21 protein-coding genes are annotated in these 23,882 nt (G+C 44.0%); 12 read left to right on the top strand and 9 right to left on the bottom strand.

Annotation, left to right across the window (positions count from 1 at the left end; all coding sequences use genetic code 11):
- Nucleotides 1-64: 64 nt before the first annotated feature.
- Entirely contained in the window at nucleotides 65-2,209 is a 2,145-nt protein-coding gene (locus GF309_01980; GenBank protein MBD3157533.1) for an aldehyde:ferredoxin oxidoreductase, read from the top strand.
- A gap of 65 nt (nucleotides 2,210-2,274) precedes the next feature.
- On the opposite strand, the gene GF309_01975 is transcribed toward GF309_01980, so the two are convergent.
- The 3 genes from GF309_01975 to GF309_01965 all read right to left on the bottom strand — a co-directional run bounded on the left by GF309_01975 (nucleotide 2,275) and on the right by GF309_01965 (nucleotide 6,267).
- The gene (locus tag GF309_01975; protein ID MBD3157532.1) at nucleotides 2,275-2,709 is read right to left on the bottom strand and encodes a DUF2267 domain-containing protein; all 435 of its coding nucleotides are present in this window, start codon (nucleotides 2,707-2,709) and stop codon (nucleotides 2,275-2,277) included.
- Between the two features lie 70 nt (nucleotides 2,710-2,779).
- Nucleotides 2,780-5,152: a hypothetical protein gene (locus GF309_01970; GenBank protein MBD3157531.1), complete on the bottom strand. Its 2,373-nt coding sequence runs from the start codon at nucleotides 5,150-5,152 to the stop codon at nucleotides 2,780-2,782.
- 605 nt (nucleotides 5,153-5,757) lie between these two features.
- Nucleotides 5,758-6,267, bottom strand: coding sequence for a hypothetical protein (locus tag GF309_01965; protein MBD3157530.1), 510 nt, complete (start codon nucleotides 6,265-6,267; stop codon nucleotides 5,758-5,760).
- A gap of 1,116 nt (nucleotides 6,268-7,383) precedes the next feature.
- Here GF309_01965 and GF309_01960 point away from each other — a divergent pair.
- Nucleotides 7,384-7,746, top strand: a complete 363-nt coding sequence (locus GF309_01960; GenBank protein MBD3157529.1) for a response regulator — start codon at nucleotides 7,384-7,386, stop codon at nucleotides 7,744-7,746.
- 59 nt (nucleotides 7,747-7,805) lie between these two features.
- Entirely contained in the window at nucleotides 7,806-8,177 is a 372-nt protein-coding gene (locus GF309_01955) for a response regulator (protein MBD3157528.1), read from the top strand.
- Between the two features lie 8 nt (nucleotides 8,178-8,185).
- Here the strand turns inward: GF309_01955 and GF309_01950 are convergent, their stop codons facing one another.
- On the bottom strand, nucleotides 8,186-8,938 hold the full coding sequence (locus GF309_01950; GenBank protein ID MBD3157527.1) for a hypothetical protein: 753 nt from the start codon (nucleotides 8,936-8,938) through the stop codon (nucleotides 8,186-8,188).
- 259 nt (nucleotides 8,939-9,197) lie between these two features.
- Here GF309_01950 and GF309_01945 point away from each other — a divergent pair, with 259 nt between their 5' ends.
- The 4 genes from GF309_01945 (at nucleotide 9,198) to GF309_01930 (ending at nucleotide 13,379) form a co-directional block, all read left to right on the top strand.
- Nucleotides 9,198-10,784, top strand: a complete 1,587-nt coding sequence (locus GF309_01945; GenBank protein ID MBD3157526.1) for a tetratricopeptide repeat protein — start codon at nucleotides 9,198-9,200, stop codon at nucleotides 10,782-10,784.
- A 122-nt stretch (nucleotides 10,785-10,906) separates the two neighbouring features.
- Nucleotides 10,907-12,289 (top strand): hypothetical protein, encoded by a 1,383-nt coding sequence (locus GF309_01940; GenBank protein ID MBD3157525.1) that lies wholly within the window; start codon nucleotides 10,907-10,909, stop codon nucleotides 12,287-12,289.
- Nucleotides 12,290-12,310: 21 nt separating this feature from the next.
- Entirely contained in the window at nucleotides 12,311-12,688 is a 378-nt protein-coding gene (locus GF309_01935; protein ID MBD3157524.1) for a response regulator, read from the top strand.
- On the top strand, nucleotides 12,675-13,379 hold the full coding sequence (locus GF309_01930; protein ID MBD3157523.1) for a hypothetical protein: 705 nt from the start codon (nucleotides 12,675-12,677) through the stop codon (nucleotides 13,377-13,379). The genes GF309_01935 and GF309_01930 overlap by 14 nt, the downstream gene beginning before the upstream one ends.
- 176 nt (nucleotides 13,380-13,555) lie before the next feature.
- Here the strand turns inward: GF309_01930 and GF309_01925 are convergent, their stop codons facing one another.
- The 5 genes from GF309_01925 to GF309_01905 all read right to left on the bottom strand — a co-directional run bounded on the left by GF309_01925 (nucleotide 13,556) and on the right by GF309_01905 (nucleotide 18,040).
- A complete protein-coding gene (locus GF309_01925; protein MBD3157522.1) occupies nucleotides 13,556-14,218 on the bottom strand; it encodes a helix-turn-helix domain-containing protein in 663 nt (220 codons plus the stop codon).
- A gap of 241 nt (nucleotides 14,219-14,459) precedes the next feature.
- Nucleotides 14,460-14,768: a hypothetical protein gene (locus GF309_01920; protein MBD3157521.1), complete on the bottom strand. Its 309-nt coding sequence runs from the start codon at nucleotides 14,766-14,768 to the stop codon at nucleotides 14,460-14,462.
- Between the two features lie 194 nt (nucleotides 14,769-14,962).
- Nucleotides 14,963-15,406, bottom strand: coding sequence for a hypothetical protein (locus GF309_01915; GenBank protein MBD3157520.1), 444 nt, complete (start codon nucleotides 15,404-15,406; stop codon nucleotides 14,963-14,965).
- Between the two features lie 138 nt (nucleotides 15,407-15,544).
- Nucleotides 15,545-16,270, bottom strand: a complete 726-nt coding sequence (locus GF309_01910; GenBank protein ID MBD3157519.1) for a hypothetical protein — start codon at nucleotides 16,268-16,270, stop codon at nucleotides 15,545-15,547.
- A gap of 21 nt (nucleotides 16,271-16,291) precedes the next feature.
- Nucleotides 16,292-18,040, bottom strand: a complete 1,749-nt coding sequence (locus GF309_01905) for an amino acid permease (protein MBD3157518.1) — start codon at nucleotides 18,038-18,040, stop codon at nucleotides 16,292-16,294.
- A gap of 562 nt (nucleotides 18,041-18,602) precedes the next feature.
- On the opposite strand from GF309_01905, the gene GF309_01900 reads away from it, so the two are divergent.
- The 5 genes from GF309_01900 (at nucleotide 18,603) to aroB (ending at nucleotide 23,872) form a co-directional block, all read left to right on the top strand.
- Complete coding sequence (locus tag GF309_01900; protein ID MBD3157517.1) at nucleotides 18,603-19,283, top strand: hypothetical protein; 681 nt, start codon at nucleotides 18,603-18,605, stop codon at nucleotides 19,281-19,283.
- Between the two features lie 61 nt (nucleotides 19,284-19,344).
- Nucleotides 19,345-19,962, top strand: coding sequence for a pyroglutamyl-peptidase I (locus tag GF309_01895; GenBank protein ID MBD3157516.1), 618 nt, complete (start codon nucleotides 19,345-19,347; stop codon nucleotides 19,960-19,962).
- Between the two features lie 576 nt (nucleotides 19,963-20,538).
- Nucleotides 20,539-21,936 carry an aminotransferase class I/II-fold pyridoxal phosphate-dependent enzyme gene (locus GF309_01890; protein ID MBD3157515.1) on the top strand — a complete coding sequence of 466 codons (1,398 nt, stop codon included), beginning with the start codon at nucleotides 20,539-20,541 and terminating at the stop codon, nucleotides 21,934-21,936.
- Nucleotides 21,933-22,820 (top strand): prephenate dehydrogenase/arogenate dehydrogenase family protein, encoded by an 888-nt coding sequence (locus tag GF309_01885; GenBank protein ID MBD3157514.1) that lies wholly within the window; start codon nucleotides 21,933-21,935, stop codon nucleotides 22,818-22,820. Before GF309_01890 ends, GF309_01885 begins: the two co-directional genes overlap by 4 nt.
- Nucleotides 22,820-23,872, top strand: a complete 1,053-nt coding sequence (gene aroB, locus GF309_01880; protein ID MBD3157513.1) for a 3-dehydroquinate synthase — start codon at nucleotides 22,820-22,822, stop codon at nucleotides 23,870-23,872. Before GF309_01885 ends, aroB begins: the two co-directional genes overlap by 1 nt.
- Nucleotides 23,873-23,882: the final 10 nt, after the last annotated feature.

Below are 23,882 nucleotides of genomic sequence, written 5' to 3'. Positions count from 1 at the left end.
GCTTGCAGCAGCATGATGGTGGTTTTCATTGGCGATAAAACGTTTTGAGTACGATGTTCCCGAAATCGAGAAAGGGTATTCTAACCAGACCCTCTATATCAACCTAGACGACAACACAATCGAAAGTAAACCTGTAGATGAGAAAATGAAAGACACATTTACAGGTGGGAAAGGCTTCGATCTGTGGCTAATGTGGAACAATCTACCTGATCGAATTGTCGAATGGGATGACCCTGAGAACACTCTTTGTATCGCATGCGGTCCTCTTGGCGGTGTACCTATCTATCCAGGGGCCGGCAAATCAATTGTGACCGCAATCAGCCCGGAGACTGGCATACCCATCGATAGCAATGTAGGCGGATATTTTGGTCCGTATCTCAAGTTTGCAGGCTGGGATGCAATGGCAGTCCAAGGCAAGGCTGAGAAAGACATTTACATCTTCATTGATGGCGATGAAGGGGTCATTGAAATCCATGACGCAGAAGAATTGCCTGATTTGGCGCACGAAATCACTGCTGAATTGACTGAAAGACATAGTGACAAGGAAGGCAGAGATATCTCTGTTGTCGCTACTGGGCCAGCTGCAGAACATGCCTATATGGGCTGTTTGAACTTCTCTTGGTATGACCGCCGAAGAAACACAACCAGATACAAGCAAGCTGGTCGAGGCGGGACCGGCACTGTATTCAGAGACAAGAGAATCAGGGCAATTGCTGCAAAGAAAGAACGGATTTCGCTGAGATCCAATAACCCTCACGATTTGGACGAGCTGAGAGAGGTTGGCCGGAAGCATACCCGTGAAATCATTGAACAAGATCCCAAACAGAATAGAATGCGTACAGTTGGTACTGGCCATCTTCCTGAAATCATGAATGAATTCGACCTTTTGCCGACTCGCAACTTCAGAGCCGGGAGTGATCCTGAAGCAAATGTCTATGATGATGAAAAATGGGAAGAGAAGTTTACCAACACCGGCAAGGGCTGGGATGGTTGCTGGACAGCCTGTGCCATCAATTGCTCTCACTGCATTGAAGGATTTGAGCTCAAAACCGGTCCATATGCAGGTCAGAAAGCCCTCGTGGACGGTCCTGAATACGAGACCATAGCTGGCTGCGGTTCGAATATCGGTGTCTTCGACACAGACTGGGTAGCAGAGTTCAACTTCTATTGTGACACATATGGCATCGATACAATCAGTTTCGGTACTACCATGGCCTTCGTGATGGAGCTATACGAGGAAGGTCATATTGATGAGGAAGCAACCGGTGGCCACAAGCTGAACTGGGGCGCAGCGGAGGAAGCTCTTGAAGTATTGCACGAGATGGCAAAGGGCAAAGGATTCGGAGGCAAGCATTTCGGCAAAGGTATAGCATATCTCAAGGAATACTTCGCAGAGGAATTCGATGTTGACGAGGAATTCATGCAAGATGTCGGTATGGAACACAAGGGCTTGGAATTCAGTGAATATGTGACAAAAGAAAGCCTAGCTCAGCAGGGCGGTTACGGACTTACCCTGAAAGGCCCTCAGCATGACGAGGCTTGGCTTATCTTCCTTGACATGGTGCACAACTACATGCCAACCTTTGAGGACAAGGCAGAAGCATTGCACTGGTTCCCAATGTGGCGGACTTGGTTCAGCCTCAATGGCCTTTGTAAACTGCCGTGGAACGATGTTGTGCCACCTGACAACGATGAAACCGACGAACCAGCGAAAGTACCCGAACACTTGGAGATGTATGCTACATTCTTCCATTCAGTTACCGGCAAGGAGATTACTCCTGATGGTTTGATTGAGCAATCTGAACGGGTGTACAATTTCCAGAGGCTGTTCAACATCCGACAGGGTAAGGGTTTGCGAATCCACGACTCTTTCATCCCTTACCGATCTATGGGCCCCGTCACTGACTGGGAATATGAGAGCCGCCAGGAACGATACGACGAACAGCTCGAGGAACTTGGATTCGATATCTCCGAGATGACTACGGCAGAGAAAAAGAAGAAGCTGCGCGAACATCGGGAAGAAGAGTACAAGCTACTGACAGATGCAGCATACAAGAGACGGGGTTGGACTAGAAATGGTGTTCCAACAATCGAGAAGCTGAAGAAGTTGGGTGTTAATTATCCGTCTATTCTGGAGCTAGCAAAGGAATACCAAGATAGTGAGCCACCAGAAGATACTCTTCCCAGCAGCGATAAGGCTTGGAAATAGAAGAAACTAGAATACGGGAGCTGCTGAAAAAGGCCAGCTCCCTCTTGTTTTCTATTCTATATTGACTAGGCTTTCTCAGCAGCTTCGAAGAGACCTCGAAGCTCTTCCGGCATCACTCTCTTGATATCCTCGAATTCCCCGGTTCCGGTTTTTCTTAGGTATACCTTGAGAAATGCAATCATCGGTTCTCTGGGATTCAGAGCTTCCCTACCGAAGTTGTCTCTGATTAAGTCGAAGAACTCCTCTCGGTCGCGAATTTTTAGTGGCTTGCCGCCAAGATCATAGGAATCATAATAGATACCTTTGAGAAGCATTGGTAACTGTGCTGCAAATTCTACAGCTTCGCCTACTGGCAACCGATCTCTAAGAGCGTTAAGTACAGCTTTTGTAGCATCATACACTCGCTCCTCATCAGGCCAGCCAAGCTCTTCGCCCACTTCGTTTAACCATTTCATGCTGAGCTGGATAGATCTATCAAGAGAACTAACACCGACACTCATTTTCTTTTCTATAGTTAATACTATCGTGGAGGCTTATTAAATCTGGGTTCTACATGTTGGCTAAGTCTGTTCATATATGACAAGGCCTCCAGCCGATTTCGGTTCGGTTGTATTGATGTAGGAGGTGTTCTTCCTTTTTGGATTCTGATGCTGAACGATACTCGTAGACCTCTTTTCCCACAATAGCTGCAACGATGCCAGCTGTGGCTACAAGAGCAACAACCCTGAGTACTGAAGCTACTTCGAACGGAAATGTATCCGGGCCTGATGAGAAACCTTCCGGATATACGTCGATGGACCCAGCAGAACCTGGAATGTAGTAGTATCCCTCGCCATCATAATCTCCCCATTTATTGCCAACACCTGATTCATACCAGCTGTTATCTGTGCCGTTGTCTTCAGCATTTTGAGAATTGCCATGAATGTCATTAGCAAAGATAACATTGTTGTCTGATCCCATCCAAATCTGTACCCCCATTCTATCGTTGTTCATTATCGTATTATCTTGCAAGATACATTGAGTACAATCATACAGATTGAAACCGTTGAGATTGTTATTGGCTGAAGTATTGTTTCGGAATAGGGTCCACATCGTTGATGAGAGGCCGAATCCATGGCCGGAATTCTGATACACATGATTATCTGTCACTTCGCAAGACGTGGACGTTGCGAATTCAATTCCATTATCTCCGTTTCCCCATGCTCTATTGCGCTCAAGGACACAGTTCGTAGATGCGTATACATCAAAGCCGGCATCTGAATTCCTCGTCGCTTGACAACCTGAAAATCTCGCTCCATCACCATTTCGAATATAGAAGCCTGACCAGCCATTATCGTCCGCTTCACAATTTTGAAATTGGGTTCCGATATTATCACGGAGGTAGAATCCTTCATACGAATTGAAAACGGAGTTAACATCTTGAAATGAGCAATTGGTAGAATCATGAAGGAAAAACCCATGATGTGTGTTATTGCGGGCTTCTGTGTGCATAATGTCACACAGCGAAGAGAAGGCAACAGTGCAACCCTGTGATGTATTGATAAACTCACCACCGCTAATTGTAACCCCAGTACAGTTTGCCAGAATCAGCTGACCATATGATTCTGCATAGATAGTTGTATCCTCGGTATTTGCTATGTATCCGAGACTCTTGCTATTTACAGTGTTGTTATGAACGTCATGCAAACTATGTGATATTTGGTTGGCTGATATTCGTAGACCTGACCCAAGGATGGTATTGTCATAGATTTCGGCTTGCTCGGATCTGTACAAGCCGATTCCATTGATGATAAACTTGCTGCCAGTTATGGTACAGTAGGGTGACCTTTCTACATAGACGCCATCCCAGACATTGGTTCTCACGTAGATATTCTGGATTGTACAATTTGTTGATTCGTAAAGATGCATTCCTGTATACTCATTGTTCTTCAAGGAACTTCCTGCTACTGTGATTGCTTCGCAGTATTCGATCATCATACCGTCCCCTTCGTTTTCCAAAACATCGGTATCGTTGATCCAAATGCTGCTAGAATCATACATAGATATGCCATTGCCACGATTGTCAATTTGCGTGTTTTCTGACACTTCAATATTGGAAGAACTCGATATGGATATCCCCGCATAATTGTTGAACGTGGCTGTACAATTCGTGATAGTTACGTTATCGCACTCCGAAAGCATAACCCCTTCATCACTGTTACTCGAAATCGTCTCGTTAATGAGTACGGAGTTTGAGACGTCTTGAAGTGTATATCCCGTCCTCACATTTCGATACGCTGAATTGTTCGCGAGGGTGAATCGATCCCCTCTGGCAATTGATATGCCGTCGTATAGGTTTCTTGACACGAGGTTATTGGCAATCGTGCATTGAGTTGAATTTTCAAAATGCATTCCATATGCGTTGGCGCTCAAAACAGTATTCTCAAGAAGGTAGCAATGCGTGGAGTTGTTAATGAGTATGCCGGATTGATTGGTTAATCGGAGATCGTTTTTCTCAATGCTACACTTATGACAGCTCTGAAGAACAATTCCTCTATTCTTGAGGCTTCCCGTACAACCTTTGATTGTGGCATATGATACATTCTGCAAATGTATGGCATGTTTCGCTTTTTCTGGAGTTCCACTCAAGTAACAGGAATTGACTAGGAAGTGGACATTTGTGTTGCTGATATTGATGCAGTTTCCAGTATCCGTTATGTTGAGATTCTCGATCCGATATGGATTCATCTCAGTTCCTTCTCCCGGCCAACCTTGGTCTTTCCAATCCGATTTTGAGTCAATGATGATTGGTGCGTGTTGCGTGTACGCTTCAGAATGATCTTCTCGAATGTTTGTTTGCGTTATGCTGGATTCTTGCGAAAGCGGCATTGGTGTGACTGATTGAAATAAAGGAAGAATCAGAAAGGTAACTACCACTATTGCCTGCCATCTACTGAACTCCACTTATCGAGCCTCCTGTTTCATAGAAAGAATATTACTCTTAAACATATCACCAGATGCTTAGTAGTCGTGCACTTCAGCATTCACCATGGTTCTTCAGATCCTCCCGGAACGAATCTTCTACCTAGAATGATTGCAGCAACTGAGACTATTGGTAAGGGAATGTATAGTCTTTGTGCGGATCCATGAGTCATGTTAATGTATGATATCCATACAACCTGAAGAATGACAATGAATGTAGATACCAGTACTCTGAACCTAAATCTCGATCAGCTATCTTCTTCATCATATGCTAGCCTTCTGAATTCGTACCCTACGTATACATAGGGAATCCAGTAAGTGAACCCCACTATTAGTACATACAGGATTGGGCCGGGCTGAGAATTCCATCTTGGATTCCCAGAAACCATATCGGAGCCATCAATCCTCCGCCGGGGTGAGTTTCGCTAAATGATATCCCAAACATATACGGACACAAAAAGGAAAGCACAAGCAGGCTGTTGTTCTTGAGAACCGTTTGAATATCCCCTTCCATGAGACCACCATACTATACTTCTCATACAATAGAGATAAGCTTTCTTGCCTGATTCCATTTCCGATTGCATGGTTCAAGCCAAGGGCGAATCTGTTTCATCGGCTTCACTTTCAGATTCTTCTTCCTCCCATGGCTCTTCTCCTGTCTCCGGTTTGAATTTCCAGCCTATTATCAATGCGAGAACAGGCAAGATTGGAAGTGGAATGTACTGTGAGTATACAGGCCCTTCGGGGCCAGATCCACTCTGAACAAAGGAATTTGGTATGACAAAAACTACTGCAAGAACAGAAGCAATGAGCGTTCGCAAGGAAAAATCAAACCAGCTTTCCAAACGCCCTTCTGCAAGCCTCTTGAATTCCCAACCCACGTATACGTATGGAAGCCAGAAGAAAAACAGTAACATTGGCATGGGGGTTGGTCCTCCATACCAAACGCCTTCTTGTACCCCCAGTATCCACACAGGAGCATATACCAACCAATACGGAAAACGCTCGCTCATTGATACTACTATCATAAACGGAACGAGGAACGAGAGAATCAGTATGCTGTTTGATAGAATACCCTGCTTCTGAATATTCTCCATTGCTAGCTCCCTATAACTAGCTTGGAATTACAAATATAACTCTTTGCGGGTTTCTTTGCAGTTTTCACATTCCCCTCCTGCACGCATTCATTCCTACCTCATGTGAGATCTTCGTGTCTTTCGTGCTTCTAGCTAGGGTAGAGGGGCCTTTCTGCACTAAAAAAGCAGATGTCTTTGCTCTCAATGTATTTACTACTGCTCTGAACCATGAATCTGTCTATCTGGAAATCTTCTCTACTTGCTTTTCGTTCTTCTATCCTCTGTCCAGTTGTTTAGACTTATGGGCCTTTTCCGCCATTATTTCCACTGTTTTTCTCTACCAAAATACCCTATCTATCACTCACTAGCTGTCGATTTTTCGAAATATTATCCCGCTCCCTTCCGATTTACATTATTACCTAACTAATTATTAGTAATAAATATAATGCCGGAATTTGGTACAAAATCTTCCGTAAAAAGGAATTATAATATGTATTATGTTAATTCTATTATATATTATATATATACGCTGCCTTTTTGTTTATCTAATATATCTGCGATTTTTTGTGGGATGATACTTTGTAATTTTCATGACTGTAGATCTTTCATATACTCGAAAAGTGTATTATAGTGTTGATGTACCCAAACTTGGACTAAATACCCGTGGGTATTTGCAAAAAATAGTAGGAGTACACACTTTTTGAGTATGACTTAGGGCGGTATTGGGGATTGGAATGAGTAGGTGTATTTGATAATTGAATACAGATTTTTTGGCTTGGGGTGGAATTGATAAAGACTGTGTGGTGAATTAAGAGGAATTAAGAATAGGTGAAGATGTAAGAAAGAACAACTGTACTGTGCGGGGTTGTTTTCCAATTGCCTCTGTTTTTTGCCGGTCATTCAGAGACAGCGGCAATCCGGCTAAGAACAACTAAACATTAACATAAATGAAAATTCGAAGGATAATCTTTTCGAAAAATCGAAAGGATGTAAGCGAAAAGGCAATTCAAAAAAATCGAAAAGCTGGAATTGAGGAGACGAAGGGAAGAGGGGACAAGCACATAGAACATTTATATCACAGGGACTAATGATACCTAGTGCGAAGTATGTAATCCAGCAACGCGAGGGTGCTACTCTGTGGCTAAAATCTTCATAGTTGATGACGAAGCAATTCTGCATCGCCTTTACAAGGATGTCTTTGCCATTAAAGGACATGAGGTAGTGGCTGATGCATACGATGGAGAAGAGGCCGTAGAGATGTTCAAAGAGATGGATCCAAAGCCAGAAGTAGTAATCTTAGATCATAGAATGCCCAATAAGGATGGCCTACAGGCTATGAAAGAGATGCGGAGCATCGACGACAGTACGAAGATTGTTTTCATAAGTGCTGATGCTAACGTTCGAAATCAGGCTATGAATCAAGGTGCTGCAAGCTTTGGATTGAAGCCTGTTACGATTCGCCATATGCTAGACTTGGTAGAAAGTGCGGTCGAATCCTAATACACATTAAGTAAACAAGTTCACATATCGGGAGAAAGATACGAAAAAGAGGCATATGCATGGATACAAAGGTCATCGTTGCCGGGGATATATCCTTTCTTTGTGTACTTCTGAAGATGGAAATTGAGAACGCTGGGATGGAAGTCCTTGCAGAAGTATCAAACAAAGCAGACCTTCTCGATCAGTGTATTAGAAAAGAACCTGATATCGTGATTGTTGACTTTCAGATACCCGAAATTGAGAGTCTGAGACTTATTCAGGACCTTCTAGATATAGATCCCCTCATGTCTATTGTGACGATTTCGGACGCAATAGGCGGCTACTCGGAGAAGGTTCTCGCTGCTGGAGCCCGAGCATTCTTGCAGAAACCATTCAGCACCTACGATTTGATTGATACCGTCAAGAAGGTAACTCCAGTTCTTCGCTACTAGGGATACACCTACTCCGGAAGGCGAGCTTCTGGAAATGCAACAATGCCATCATCAGAGATTTTGAACATGACCGGTTTCATGACGTGTTTGATTCCTCGAACCTTGACAATTCGCATCGTTCTGACATAGTCGCCAGAACTGTATAACATGTCCAATTCTATCACACCATCGCTGAGGAAGTAGGGCAGATCATTGTTTGCCTGATTGGATTTCCGGAGTTCATGAGTCAGCAGTATCGTGTTGTTTCTAGAATTCAAATCCTGAATGAATCCATAGACCAGTTGTCTAACGCGGAACTCGTCTCCTGCGAGCTCAACAAGCGGGCCAAGGCCATCTATGGCAATACGTGAAGCGTCGGTTTCTTTCGCCTTCTTGTTGATTAGCTCTGCCAATCTAGGTACGGTCAGAGGTTGTTCTCGTAGAAATGGTTCCTCGAAGCTGATTACGTACTCATAATGGTCGTCTGTTGGGACTATGTCGAGTTTCCCGCTAAGTATGGTAAGATTGCCTGATTTTACTGCACGGTCTGGGCGCCATCCAAATTCCGAGATGTCAGTGACTATTGTTTCTTGACCCTGATCCAGCGAGACAAGTACGACATTCTCATCATTAGCAATCCCCTCAAAAAGAAAATGCCACGTTAGAATTGTTTTGCCGGTTCCAGGTCCGCCTGCTACGAGCATAGTCCGCCCGGTGACATATCCTCCTCCAAGCATGGTATCTAAACCTGCTACTCCTGAACTGACTCTCTCCTTAGTCATGGGTATACACCCAATCTTGCATGTAGATACGTGCGTTTTAACCTTTGTTTGGCTGACTTTTTGTTAGTAGGTCTACGAAAGTATCATAAGTAAGATGAAAGGTATGACAACAGCGCTTGAGAGGTTGCGGCTGCTAAAAAGGAATTATTGCCTTGCAACCAAGCCCATAAAAGAGGAGAAAGACACTAGAATCCTTTTCATTAAGCAAGGGCAGATGACGCTGTGAAATAATTAGTCGACTAATGGAAGGCTCGTAACTTTGACAGAAGGCTCTATCATTCCCGAATTCAGAATGTACGAGAATCGACTCACTCCTACCGAAATACAAGAAATAGAGCAAAGATTCTCTGTCGAAACCAAAGCTGGCAAGGACCGCTTCAGATCTTTTACTGATGTTTTGACCGAATATGTTGGAAGTGGGGAATGCACTAACAGAAGCTCGGGCCTCGTCGCCATGTGTGCAAAGGCTAGTTTCCTAAGGGGGAAGTATGGCTTCAACCAGATCCTTGCAAAGGAGTCAAACAATCTTACAGCGAAAGGCTACGCTGCGGCTGCCTATTGCAGACAGAGTCTGGATCCTCGATGGCTGAACAACTTGCGGAACTACGTTAATCAGCTCTGGCAAGAGAAAGACTACATAGCCTACGCTGAGCTTTCAGGTGAGCTCGCATCTGTTCTTGTCGATTTGGGATACTATGGAAGAGCTAGGGAGGTGGCCAGTGAAAGCATTGACAAAGTAACAAAGGCAACCTCAACTGATGCCAAAGTCCGAGAAGGTGTGCAGGCCGCTTTGCTGCGTCCAAGGATTATTCTAGCAGCTCTCCTAGCCCAGTCCAAATCTAGAGAAGAAGGTTTGATTCGTCTCGATTCAGCCCATAGTACTGCAAAACACTTGAATCATCAACTTGCATTGACCGACATTAGGTATTATAGAGCACACGCGCTCTGGATTTCCAATGAGTATGATCGTGCACTCAGTTTGACCAACTCAGCCCTAAGAAAGTATGACCGTATGGGCTACATTCAGGGGCTAGCAAATGCTAGGAATCTCAAGGGCGTACTCTTGCTGGATAAAGGACAGTTGCAAGATGCCCGTGATAACTTCGAGGAGTTACTTGTTCTTCAACAGCGTCTAAATGATCAAATTGGGCTTGCCAAGACTCTGATTAATGTTGGTGAAATCGACAAATCGTTAGGTCAAATCAATCAGATGCAAACATACAATCAGAGAGCCCTAGAAATCAGTGAAGAAGCAGAGTACCTCATAGGAATTGCAACTGCAACGATCAATCTTGGAGACGTCGCCCTAAGAAAGGGAAATACCGAGAATGCTTTGAAGAGATATGAAGAAGGTATTCGAATTGCAGAGAAATCTCAGATGAAGCAGATTATGCGATTAGGTCTATTCCTAGCTGCTGATGCTCATTTCATGGCTCAGGATTTCGATACAGCTATCGAATTGTATCGAGAAGCGGCAGAGATTTCAGCTGAAACTGACCATCCACTTTTTGTGTTCAATGCCAAAGTAAGCGAAATCATGACAGAATGGGAGCGGGATTCTTCTCCAGATGAAGAGTTGCTAGAAGAGATCCATGAACTGCTGGGATCGGCGGAATCCTGGCTCCATTCGGAGAATGCGTCTCTTATGCGTGATGTTCGCAGGAACATCTATCAAGACTCATCGATCGAAAGCGATACGTGTATCTTCTTTGATCCTGAGAAAAACTTCGAATGTAGAGTCGAACGAACATCCTTGGGTAAGGAATGCTTTGGTAATCTTTTCTGGATGAGACAAATATGTCCATATTTCAAAACCTTCATCACACGCTTAGAAGAGTCTCTTTGAACTAAAACCTGCTATTTGTTGTTTTAATTTCAGACAAATATACTGCTAAATGCCGTTATATTAGACGTAGCTATATATACTCTATTTTGAAAGAAGTGTATTAAGCAAGGGGAAAACTACATATGAGCACTAATGGGGCTATGCCCTCCAGTTTCTTGGAGGCCCTGGATACCAGTCGAGGCTATATAGTGGCCGTTTTAGGACTTCCTGGTACAGGGAAAAGTCTCTTCGCCTCAGAACTGTTCAGATCCAGAGAAGACACATGCCTTCTAATAACTACGAGCGAGAACATCGAATTTACAAGGAATTCGGTTTCAGGATTCTCAGACTCTTGGGAAGACAGATTCATTCCCGTGAGCCCTAATATCGTCTCGGTTGAGGACTGTGCTGGCTCAACGCTCTCAGATGTTCTGTCACCTTTTGTTGAGAGTCCTAAAGGCCTAGAAACGGCCGACGTTGTGATAATCGATTCGTGGAGCAATCTACTTCATTATCTGCGCGAATCTGATAGAGCGAGAATGCAGCGTTTGGTAACACGGCAAGCTCGTGGATCAAAGAAGCGTCTTGTGCTGGTTGCAGAAGGAGATCTAGCTCGCCCTCTGAATGTATCGCTTCGGCATCTCTCCGATCTTGTTGTCAACCTCAGAAAGATACACAAACATGAGAGAATGTACCGTGAGTTGGTAATAGAGAAGATGCGCTGTCATGCCTTGGAGCAAGAGGCGTTTCTTTTCACACTCCATAATGGAAGATTTACATCTATACCATGGTATCAGCATCAGTATCCAGCAATCACCGTTGAGAAGGAACCCATCGAAGATTTATCTGATCGAACCGTATCCACCGGAAACGAGAGCCTTGATGATTTGCTTGGCGGAGGTCTCAAGAAAGGTTCTATGAATCTACTGGAAGTAGAGAATCTGGCAGCTCCATATTTGGAAACAATCTACATTCCGTTCCTTTCGAACCATTTGAATCTTGGTCGGCCCGCTATTGTACTCTTACCGGAAGGCTGGTCACCCGATCGGTTCATTGATGGATTAAGGCGTTTTGTAGGGACGGAGAAAATCTCTCACCAAGTTGTCTTCTTCGGCCGACAGACATCCAGAGATCTTCCAAATTGTAGAGAATTGGACGATGACCCATGGAAAACATTGCAGGAAATTCGATATGAGAGTACTCAACTAGAACGAGAATTCAACCAGACTGCCACAGCTCTGTTATCTTTGGATTCATTGGAAAACCGCTATGGTGTTCGAGCTGTTCGAAGCCTTGTGGGGGCGGTGACTGCATCCCTATCTCAAACCGGAAGAGTGATAATGGGTATTCTTGGCATGAATCAAGATGTGAAGAGCGAATCACTCTCTCCAAATACACACCTCAGAATCGAAGATATTGATGGTGTGCTAAGCTTGCATGGTATGATTCCCCGAAGCAACTACTTGGCTGTCAAACCAATCCGAACAACGGGCTTCATGGACTACAGCCTAATACCTATAGAATGAAAACTGACGGATAGATTAACCATGGATACAACGATTTTGGTCGTCGACGATGAAACCGTTACCACTCAGCTAGCAGAGACATTCCTAGGACGACATGGATTCAACGTGGAATGTGCCTTTGATGGCGAAGAAGCGTTGGAAATAGCAGAAGCAACCGAACCTGATCTTATCCTTCTTGACGTTATGCTTCCGAAAATGGATGGCTACGAGGTTTGTAGTATTTTGAAATCAAAAGAGAAATTCAAGGACACTCCTATTCTGTTCTTCACTGCAAAGGGCCTGAAGCGAGATATTGCACGGGGAAAGGACGCTGGCGGTGATGACTATATCATCAAACCTTTTTCAGGAAAAGAGCTGGTGGAACTGATTAGAGAACATCTGGGAATTGAAGAAACCTGAGTTGGTCACAAACATGGACGACACCCGTGATCGTGCGTATGGCGGAAGAATAATTGAAGATCTTCTCATTAAGCCACCACCGGGTTATGTTTTTCTTGTAAGTGCAGCACAGGATAGTCACTATGATCTTTTCATGCTCACTCTCATCCGAAAAGCCCTTGAGATTGGCATGAATACTCTTGAAGTAGTTACCGAGGCGAGGAATCGGAAGCTCATGGAAGAGCTCTCATCTATGCAAAGCGATTTGTTCCACATTCTTGAAACGTCATATGGTCAGGACTCGCTCGGGAAGCATAGCTGTCAGCCTCATCTCCATGAAATCAACATCATGCTGAGAGAGCTGAGGAATGTATTAGGGCCAGAAATCGTAATTTTTGAGGGTTTGACCCCCTTGCTCATCGATTTCCTCCCACGGGATGTCGTGCAGTTTTTCAAAGAGAGCGTAGAGGAAAGCACCAAGAGAGGATCAAAAGAATTCTACCTGATACATATGGATACGGCTGACGAAATCATCATGAATCAGCTATTTTCCTTGGCTCAGGGTATTCTAAGCCTATCGACTTCTAGAGGAAAACACTACTTGACAATACGCAAATCCTCTGCTGTGGACTTGCCTTCAAATCCAATTGAATATGTACCTATCATGTCAGATTCAAAGATATCCCAATGGCATGTGAATATGAACTGGTAGCTGCATAATGAATCAGTCGTTGATTCTCAAACAGAGCAACTTCAAAGAAAAAGAAAAGTCCCGCATCTCGCGGGACAATTCATACACTATTTCTTTCTACGGGCAAGAAACACTATTACGAATGAATTGCATTCGCAGAAATAATTCATAACACATTCTGAAGACAAATGGACTTATCATTGTGCATCTTGTTCGTCAGGAAACATACTTCGAAACATCTTCATGGCTTCTTCAAATACCTCAGACCATGACTGAGCGCGTCGTGCTCTTCCATATTCTTTTGCGATTACCGGGTCAATGAGACTTCTTAGATGTCTGCAATCTTCCCGACTCAATCTACATTGTTCCATGATTGCATCAATCTTTCGTACGATTTTGCCACGTTCCTTGACCAGTTCCATTTTCCTCTTTTCAAGGTCATCTAGCTTCTGCTTAATAGATCCCAACTCAGAAAGAAGCCTTTCTATTTCTTCTATATCTGCTTCTTTGGATTCACGCTTTGGTTCTTCTTCAAGGGGATAGATTTCCTTGCTGGAACGTTTGAGTTCTACGAGAAATGAATCAGGAAGTACTGTTGTCGATAGACCAAACCCCATTTTCAGATGATAGTATATCCTGTCAGGTCCAAGATCGCTCTCGCCCGGCTGTTGTTCAACGAGTCCTGCGTTCTCTAGCGATTCGAGATGCTTGAGGACAACGCGGCGATTTACATCTAGTAACTTGCTTAGTTCGTATGGATATCGTGGTCCTCGGGCAAGAAGTCGTAGGATTCTACGTCTTGTAATGTGGCCCAATGCTTTGAATAACGTATCGAGCTCACCAGCATCCTTCCTGGGCATCACTCATCACCTGCGTTTATGTTGTCTTTGAAGGGTCTTTACTCAACTCAGATTCTGTTTTTGTCCTTACCTAAGCTCATCTACTGCGTTTGGTTTCTAGGTGGGAATAAGTAAGGTCGCTATCAGAACTGAGAAATGCTCGTACCCGTCAATTGTTCTGCCTTCAGTTCTTCCATCCATTTCTTATCAGATTTCACTTATAAAGGTTGCGACCAAATGGTCCCTAGTCTCGGTCGGGAGCTCAGGACCCCTTCTTGCTTTCCTGTGGTGCTGATGTGTTCTCAAACTCATCTGAATGGGTACTGTATGGTCGTAACAGCTCCTTCTTCTTATCATAAATCGGCCCTTCACCCGTAAGTGACTTCGAGCTGACGCCCTCCTTTGAGGAAATAACTGGCCGTGATGAGGACATTAACAAGTACCTGAAGAATTCAAGATCAGTAACTTTTCGACCCATCCTCTTCTGATATTTCATCTTTTCTTCTTCCCAGGTTAGTACATCGTGTTCAGTCAAACCCTTGATGAGCTTGTTCTTGTTTCCTTTCTTCATCGGTTACTGCCATCCTCTCTGATTAGATTAACTTGTTAACCCTTCTTAACAGCGAGAGGAATTTAGAATGTCGTGATATCGGGGCAATACTCGATTGGCACCGTGAAAATATCGGCTTGTATGATTCTCACCGAGAATGACTGCAACGCTATTCATTATGACTGTCTAATGAGATGGTAACCGAGCTGTGGGTGCTAATGAAGAGCAATATCTCCTTCAACAGCTTTCTTGTGAAGCAGCTCTGCTAGATTTGCTAACGCTTTGAATCCAACCATTCGGGTTCCTGGCTCCAGCTCTGCAAACTCTGATTGGTCATACTCCTCTTGGCTTTGCTTCTTGCCACCGACGTAAAGTGCGATCATGACTGACCTGAGGGTATTGTATATCATCCTCTTCGTAGGCCTATTCATGTCCAAAGCTTGCTCAATTTTGGATGGCGTGGAACGTATTTGGAAGAATTGAGCGGATTCCCTTGGATATGAATCGGTAATCGCCTCGATATCATCTTGAAGAATCTGCATGATCATCTTGAATTCTTCAATGGATTCTTCCGATATTGAACCGGCATGCTTCTTGCAATAAATATGAATGAGCTCAGTTATACGGGGTAGAAAGATCTCAGAAGATTCTTCGCTCATAGTATCAGCTCTACTAGATATTGTCGTGATTTGCTCTGAGCCTTTTTTGTTTGTTTTCCGTATACTGTCCTACTTTAAGATATTTGACAAAGCCCTAGCCGTCTAATGAACCAAGGGGGTTCGACATGGTCCCTTGGTTTATGCTTGTTGCAGAAATCCGGAAAGGACCATAACGATGCCCATGAAGACAAGCATGGGATTGAAGAAATCATCGAACATCGAATATAGGAACGGGAATTCCTCGGTGGAAAGGGTCAGAAGGAGGCCGGCTGTTATGACCATTCCGCCAATGAAAATCATGAAACCCCCAAACCAGACACGTATAGACTTGACCAGTCTCCGAGATTCGAGAATTTCGAGTTTTGTGGATAGCTCTCTATCTATCCTGTCAAATTGCTTTATTCTATCCTCTAAGGTCTTTTGCATACTCATTGCTTTCTCGCATTTCTGATCAATTAGTGCCGCTCTTTCGTCTGAGCTTATGGCTTCTTCTTCCTTTTCTGTATCTTCTTCAGCTTGCCCCTCTTGAGAATCCTCAGTTTCTTCGGCTTCCTTTTCTTTGTCTTGCTCTTCTTGCTTCACCATGTCTTTCATTTCGGTCACTAACTTTTCAAGTTCCATTCTGAGATTATCTACACGATCTCTGATCTTTTGACCTGACTCGGGAGCTTTGCGAAGGTCTTGCAAGTGTATTTTTAGGCTTGCTTCTTCTTCTCCCATATCTCTTAGCTGGTCAGCGATTCGTTCTCTGGTCTCTTTTTCAATTTCGGACTCTTTGCTTTCTAATTCGCGTTCGAGCTTCTTGGTTTTATTCTGTAAACGCTTAAGCTCATCTTCTGTTTGTTTGATTTCATTATTGTTCATACTCATCTCTCCTCGCTTCTGTTATTCCTCCATAGTTGCATATTTCCTCTGCCAAAGGACTATTCCTGCAATAATAGCACTAAAGGCATATCCCACTAACGATAGGATTAGAAGGAGTCTATATCCAACTGCCATTTCGCCCATTGCTGGAAAAGTGACGCCTCCGTGGAACACGATGTAGAAGGCACCAAGAGCAAATACTCCAAAGATAATCGTTATTGCTGCAATGATGTCTTCGAATATTTTCACTCGATGAAGGGTTGGAGATGCTGGATCAATGGATTCATCACCTACAAATAATCTGCCTAGGGGAATTGCGCACAGCAAGCTGGTGAAAAGCAGAGCCACAGAGCCAACTGTAAGAAACGGTGCTAGCTCTAGTTCGAGGGTTCCAGTATTCCACACTAGACTCCAATCTCCGATCCACATTACAAATAACAGCGCATAGCCAGCAGCTCCTGAGATTCCTCCAAGCGTGAGCGCTCTATTTGCTCTAGGCGTGATTTTCATGAGGTAGATGATTATACCTACAAATACGATTGCTACTCCTGTAGCAATGGCTACATTGTTGAGAAAGAGTAGGAAAAATCCAAGAGCTATTGCGGACAGAGGGGCTGTGATTCGTGGGCTCTTGAAGGGTCTTTCCAAAACTGCTCTTTTCCGTCTTAAAAAGAGGAGACTAATCGTAACGAGAATAAGCGCCACAAATAGATTGAAGTCTGCAACATGTGCAACGTATTCTACAACGCCTGTGGAAACGAAAACCGCCATGAGTGCAGCGGCAAGAATTAAAGCGGCTACTGGCACCCCATTCTCGTTTGTTTTTGAGACCCGATCTGGCATGAATCCATCTCTTGCCAGGGCAAATACAATCCGTGATGAGGCCAGTAGGGATGTATTCAAACTTGATAGCGTAGCGATTGCTCCAACAACTCCAACTAGAGCGATTCCTCCAAGGCCAAATGCTTCTTCACCTACAAGCATCAATGGAGAGACTGCTGCTGCTAACGCATCTCCGCCAACAACTCCGATTGCAACCCATGCAATGGAAACGAAAATAACAGTGCATATCAGGACTGAAGCCATTGTGGCAACTGCAATATCCTTACCCGGTTCACTTGCCTCTCCACTTACTGTTGCAATTGTCTCAAAACCGAAATAGGAAACGAATGTGAACGATGTTGCTTCGATTATACCTGGCCAGCCAGCTGGCATAAATGGTTGCAAGTTTGCTTCAGACACGAAAAACGCACTTATGCCGGTGAATATAGCAAAACCAATAATTAAGACTACAACAAGGATAATTTGCGTTCGCCCCGATTCTTCAATCCCTCGGAAATTCAGGACGGTGAATAGGAGCAACAATGCAAGTGCTATTGGAATCTGCATGATATAGGGTATCCCAGCGACGAAACCAATGATCTGGGCAAAACCAAGTGCGCTAAGTGCACCAAATACGATATTGGAGAAGGCCATAAGCCAACCTGTTAGAAATGCCGGTAATCCGCCATACGCTTTCTTGGCAAAAGTGTAACCCCCGCCGGACTCTGGAAAGGTGGATGAAAGCTCGGAGTAGGTTAGTCCTACCAAAACGGTGAGGAGACCGCCAATAAGAAATGAAAGCACCACAGAAGGGCCTGCCATTCCAGCAGCATATCCAAGTATTGCAAAAATTGAGGCGCCTAACGTCCCGCCTACGCCTATGGCGATCAGAGTATAAACGCCTACCTCTCGCTTGACTTCTGAATTTTCTTGTTCTTCCTGTTCCATTCAGCTCATACCTCTAGGTAGCCCGTACGCCTTGTTTTTCATCGTGTCTGCGTGGTCGCTTAAAGCACTTTTCCATTTGAAATAAATGCGCAAAAGGAGGCTTATGAGGCTTTATTTTGCTTCACTTTCCTATGTGTGAGGGTCAACTTTTTGTTCCTTTTCAGGTTTTTGCTTTGCCATATTTTCTCCTTTTTCCTCTTTGTGATAGAGACTTGCTCTCTCTGGTTGCTTGAAAGTGGTTACATACCTCCAAGTTTCCGATTTATCCGAGATTCTTGTCAGTTTCTTGATCCGAAACATGATGGTGGTCGCTACATCTATCACAACTATGTTCATGACCAGTAGGGGAATTCTACCAAACAGTTGCAGACTTCCACGGTCTTATCAAAGGGCAGGAAGACTTGTACCTGTTTCATAGCCAAACCACTCTTGAGCGAATGCGTTTGGCTCACCCAGAAATCCATTAGGAGTTCTAGAGGGTCTGAGACACCGTGTTGTATGATTTGTAATACAACTATGGCGCATCCATATCGTCAGAGTTTTCTATTTAAACAGGGGAGGTATGACAGGAGTTGCCACTGTGAGCATATTTCAAATTCTTCTGGCTTGGTTCTTGCTCTCGCTTACAGGGGCACTGGCGCCAGGCCCCCTCTCCGCAGCTGTGATTATGCAGGCAACGAAGAAGGGTAAGATCTACGGCATACTTCCAATGGTTGGGCATGCGCTGGTCGAGCTGGGTATTGTATTCGCACTAGCTATCAGTGTCGAGATGATTTCCCTAACGCCCTTCGCTATTGATATGCTGCTCTTCTTCGGTGGGATTGTGATTGTAGCATACGGGGGTTTAGCACTACGTGACTATCGGGCAAAAGAGGAGAATCCAGGCAAAACCGAAGAGAATAACGATACTGCTTCTACTGCCATCGAGGCAACAGCTCAGGGGATTGTAGTTAGCATCTTTTCACCATATTTCTTGCTCTGGTGGTTTGCTGTGGGTGTAGCTAACGTATCTATGCTTATTTCCGAGCTCAGTGTCGGTCTTGGCACCATCCTGTTGGCTGGTACATTGATCTACCTAACACACATTTCTACTGATTTCATATTCGGAGGATTTCTGGCTGTAACAACGGATGCAGCTGCTCAAAAAGCGACTTGGCGTGGAATCAATCTCATAAATGTGATAATCGGCCTCTTTCAGATAGGTCTGGGCAGCTGGTTTGTGATTCGTGCGATTACAATCTGAAAGTGATATACAGGTCAGAAGAGAGTAACCGTTTAATGCTTGATTTAAATCATAGATTAGTATGTCTCCTGATTCACCAATTGCTCTAGTCACAGGATATGAGCCATTTGACGAATATTCAGTCAATCCATCGGCAGAGATTGCCAAAGAATTAGACGGGCAGGATACTGGAAGCTACGTCGTCAAAGGTGTTGAATTGCCGCTGGATTACAAATTCGTGCCGGAGAGAATCAAGTCTCTAGTAACCTCGATAAAACCTGACGTGATTCTCTGTATGGGGCAAGCAAGTCGAGCTGCCATCTCGCTTGAGCGACTTGCAAAAAATGCAGTGAACACCAAGCGGGAAGATAACTATGGGAATAAGCCTTCAACTGACGTAATCGATTCCGACGCGCCTGCAGCCTATTTTTCGAATCTTGATTTGGCTCAGCTTGTTTCATTACTTCGAAAAAACGGGATTCCCGCATACATCAGTTATGATGCTGGAATCTATGGCTGTAATCTTGTTCTATTCCATGTTCTCCAGATGATTGACAGAGGATTGCACGATTCCAAAGCCGGCTTCATTCATGTTCCATGTATGCCTGAACAGGCAATTGAGAATGACAAAATGAGTCTACCCACGATGCCGTTTGAAATGTCTCTCCGCGCTGTTCGGCTTGTTTTGATGCATCTGTAAATGGAACCAAGATTGTTTGATAATGCGGTATTCTTGGATTATGCTGAAAATGTATGCAAAAGGACTGATGAAGGTTTTCTAGAGGCTCTGTGGAAAAAGTAGGCGGAATTGTTGTGAGAAGCTCAAATGAGCTGTCAATTCGCTATTCAAACGCACGTATCCTGACAACAGGAACAACAATATGAATCACTCCGATACGTTGGTATGACTTTTTACACAGGGCCTTTCTAGGGAGAAAGTATAAAAGATACAAGTATGGGAAATTGAATTAGTGAATCTCTCAATGCATCTAATTGGAACCATCTGGCTATACTCGACGGGACAGCCCGTTCTGTATAGTGGTTCTTATAGCTATGGTGCATAACACCGAGAGATCACGACCAGCCATTTCATTTGGTTGTAAGGTAGATTCTTTCTGGTGCTTTCCGATGATATCAAAAGTCAACTCCATAACTCTCCAACAAACAAGGGTCACACATCGACTACATTCTAGGTCAGGCGCACTTGACTATCTCAGCTATACTGTCTATACCAGCCGTATTCTGGATAATAGACAGGGAGCTGAGATACTAACCCATGAGAAGTAATTCACGACTTTCTTCCCTTAGAAAGGAAATAGAGCGAACAACGCATGAGATTTTTTCCCTAATTGATAAACGCCTTTCACTGGTTCGGAAGGTTTCTGAAGAGAAGGAAAGAGAGGGTATCTCCGTAATTAACAGGGATGTAGAGCGGCACCTTCAGAATAACGTCATTGAAATGTGCAGTGGGCGAAATCTCGATGCCAGATTTGCCCTGAGAATACTCAATCAGCTAATCCAAGAGTCTGTCCAAGTCCAATTGGAAAGAAACCCAGTTAATTCTCCCCCAAGTGTTGCTGAGATTTTTTCTAAGGCAAGGCGTATGAACAATGCTGGAAAGCATATTCTCCATCTTGAGGTTGGGGAGCCTGATTTTGCCCCTCCAAATCAAGCAAGAAGAAAACTCATGAAGGCCTTGAGCAGAGGTGATGTGGGTTATACAGAATCCCAAGGAATCCTTCTACTCAGAAGGAAGATTGCTGATGTATTCAATCAGAGATATTCTAGACAGATTTCAGCTGACGAGGTCATAGTAACAGCTGGAGGCAGGCTAGCACTCTTTCTAGCAGTATCTTCAGTTGTACAAGCTGGTGATGAAGTCATAATTCTGGAGCCATCCTATCCCGCATACTCCCGATTCGTTACCGAGGTAGGTGGCCGTCCTGTTTCCCTTTCAACTGAGCTTGAGGACTTTTGGGAACCAGAGATAAGTGAACTCGAACAACAGATTAATCCTACAACTAAGGCTATTATCTTGAACAGTCCTTCCAATCCAACTGGAAAAGTACTGGATGAGTCGGTATTTAGGAGAATTGTGGGTCTTGCCAATGATCATGATATCTTTGTACTTAGCGATGAAGTATACTCAAGGTTCACTCAATCTCATTACACAAGTATTCTAGAGCACCCAAAGTGCAGCTATGTCTGTGTGCAGTCATTTTCCAAGACGTATGGAATGACTGGTTTCAGACTGGGATTCGCTATTTCAAATACTAAGACAATCAATATGATGGCAAAGCTGCAAGGGTTACTACTAACTAGCGTGCCAGAGTTTGTACAGTATTCTGGTCTCGGTGCGTTAGATAGCAAGGATGAAGTGAAACACAACGTGGGGGTAATTGAATCACGATCCAAAGCGATGAATGGATTGCTCAAAGAACTGCCTGTTTCCTTCTATCCTCCAGACGGAGGATTCTACTTCTTCCCACAATTTCAGAATAAAGAACTTGATAGTGTGGATTTTGCCGAGCATTTGCTTGAAGAAAAGGGGGTGTGTATTGTACCAGGGACAATCTATGGGCGCCGCTATTCTTCGTTTTTCAGAATCGCTCTGTGCCAAGAGAAGCAAGTATTGATTGAAGCTGTTCGTAGAATTGGAGAGATGTTAGAATGACAATAGCGATACTTGGCGGAGCCGGAAATATGGGTTGTTGGCTAACCAGACATTTTGCAGGACAAAACCGTTCTTTGGTCATATCTGATCCGCAAACTCCGGAACTGGGAAAGCTTCCCCAGTCATGTGATATCAGGGTAACGTCTGACAACAAAACGGCAGTGAATAACGCAGAACTGGTTGTTGTGTCAGTACCCATGAATAAAACTGCGGGTGTCATTCGGGAAGTAATCCCGCACATGAAAAGAAAATCTACCCTGTGTGAGATATCTTCTCTAAAGATGAATTTAGTCGATGCTCTCGAAGAATTGACCAACCATGACATTCGTCCATTAAGTATTCATCCGATGTTTGGACCTGGAGCTCAGTCATTGCGTAAGAAAATCCTATTGATTCCAATAATTGACTCCGAGAACGAACAAGAAGTAGTGGAAAGCTTGTTCCCAAACACTGCAATCATCACTGTCGAGGCAGACCGCCATGACCAAATAATGGCTCTTACCCTCTCACTGCCATATTTCATGAACATGGTTCTGGCTTCAGTACTGGCGAAAGAAGATGTCCAAGTGTTGAAACAGATTGGTGGAACAACCTTCGAAATTCAGACTGTATTGACTGGAAGTATTATGGCCCAATCTACTGACTTGCATTATCATCTTCACAGATTGAATAAGTATGCGATGGATATCCTGACCAGCCTCTCCTCCAGAATTGAAAGCTTGCTGGAGCCCCTCATACAGTGGGATCAAGCTGGATTTCAGGAATCCTATGAGAGCATCAAAGCTGCTCTCGAAAGGAGTATGGATTCAGCTAGAGCATATCACGATATGTATCATATCCTGGATTTCATGGAACAACACAAGGCTCCGGAGGGGAAGAGATAATGGAAACCTCTTTTCACGTAAGAACGAAGTCTAGGGAGTATCCAGTTCACGTAGGACACGCGCTTTTGCCCATACTGGATCAAATTCTAGATCAAGAAACGGATAGAGTATTCATAGTGACAGATGACATCGTATCCAATATTCATCTGAAACCTGTATTGGAAGCTCTTCAAAATTCAGAGATTGAAATTAGTACCAAGATTCTCCCGTCCGGTGAATCCACTAAATCGTTGGATAGAGCTCAAAATCTGTATTGTTTTCTAGGAGAGAATTTGGGATCTAGATCAGATGCAATTCTTGCTCTCGGTGGTGGAGTCATTGGAGACCTTGCTGGATTTGTAGCTTCTACATTCAAGAGGGGTATGAAGCTACTACAGGTACCAACTACTCTTCTAGCACAGGTTGACGCTTCTCTAGGGGGGAAAACGGCGGTGAACTTAGAGTGGGGTAAGAATCTGGTAGGTACGTTCTACCAACCTCATAGAATCATTGCAGATGTGGCTACTCTAAGAACCCTGTCTGATGATCACTATGCTACTGGGCTTGCAGAAGTAATCAAGTACAGCATCATTATGGATCCCAAGTTGCTACAGATGCTGAAAGAAAAAAGGAATGAAATTATTCAGAGAAACCTGGAAACAATTACGACCATTGTGGAACGGTGTTTGAGAAACAAGGCTCGGATCGTGGAGAAAGACGAAACTGAACATGGCACGAGACAGATTTTGAATTTCGGTCACACCGTTGGTCATGCCATCGAAACCTGTTCAGAACACAGTATCTCACATGGCGAAGCAGTCGCCATCGGAATGTTAGAAGAAGCACGCTACGCTGTAAGAATTGATGCTCTAGATAACCAATTTCTAGAGGAGCTAGAATCTTTGTTGTGCTCATTTGATTTACCTACCGTCATTCCTTCTTCATTGTCCAAAGAGGATCTCAAGGATGTAATGAAGCAGGACAAAAAGGTCAGGCATGGAGGGCTCTCACTCCCCATACTTGTTGAATTAGGGCGAGTGGAGATGAAAGTGGTGGATGGGATATCTATCTAGAATCTAATGG

Source organism: Candidatus Lokiarchaeota archaeon (genome assembly GCA_014730275.1).
Lineage (GTDB): Archaea > Asgardarchaeota > Thorarchaeia > Thorarchaeales > Thorarchaeaceae > WJIL01.
This window is presented reverse-complemented; position numbering and strand designations above follow the sequence as displayed.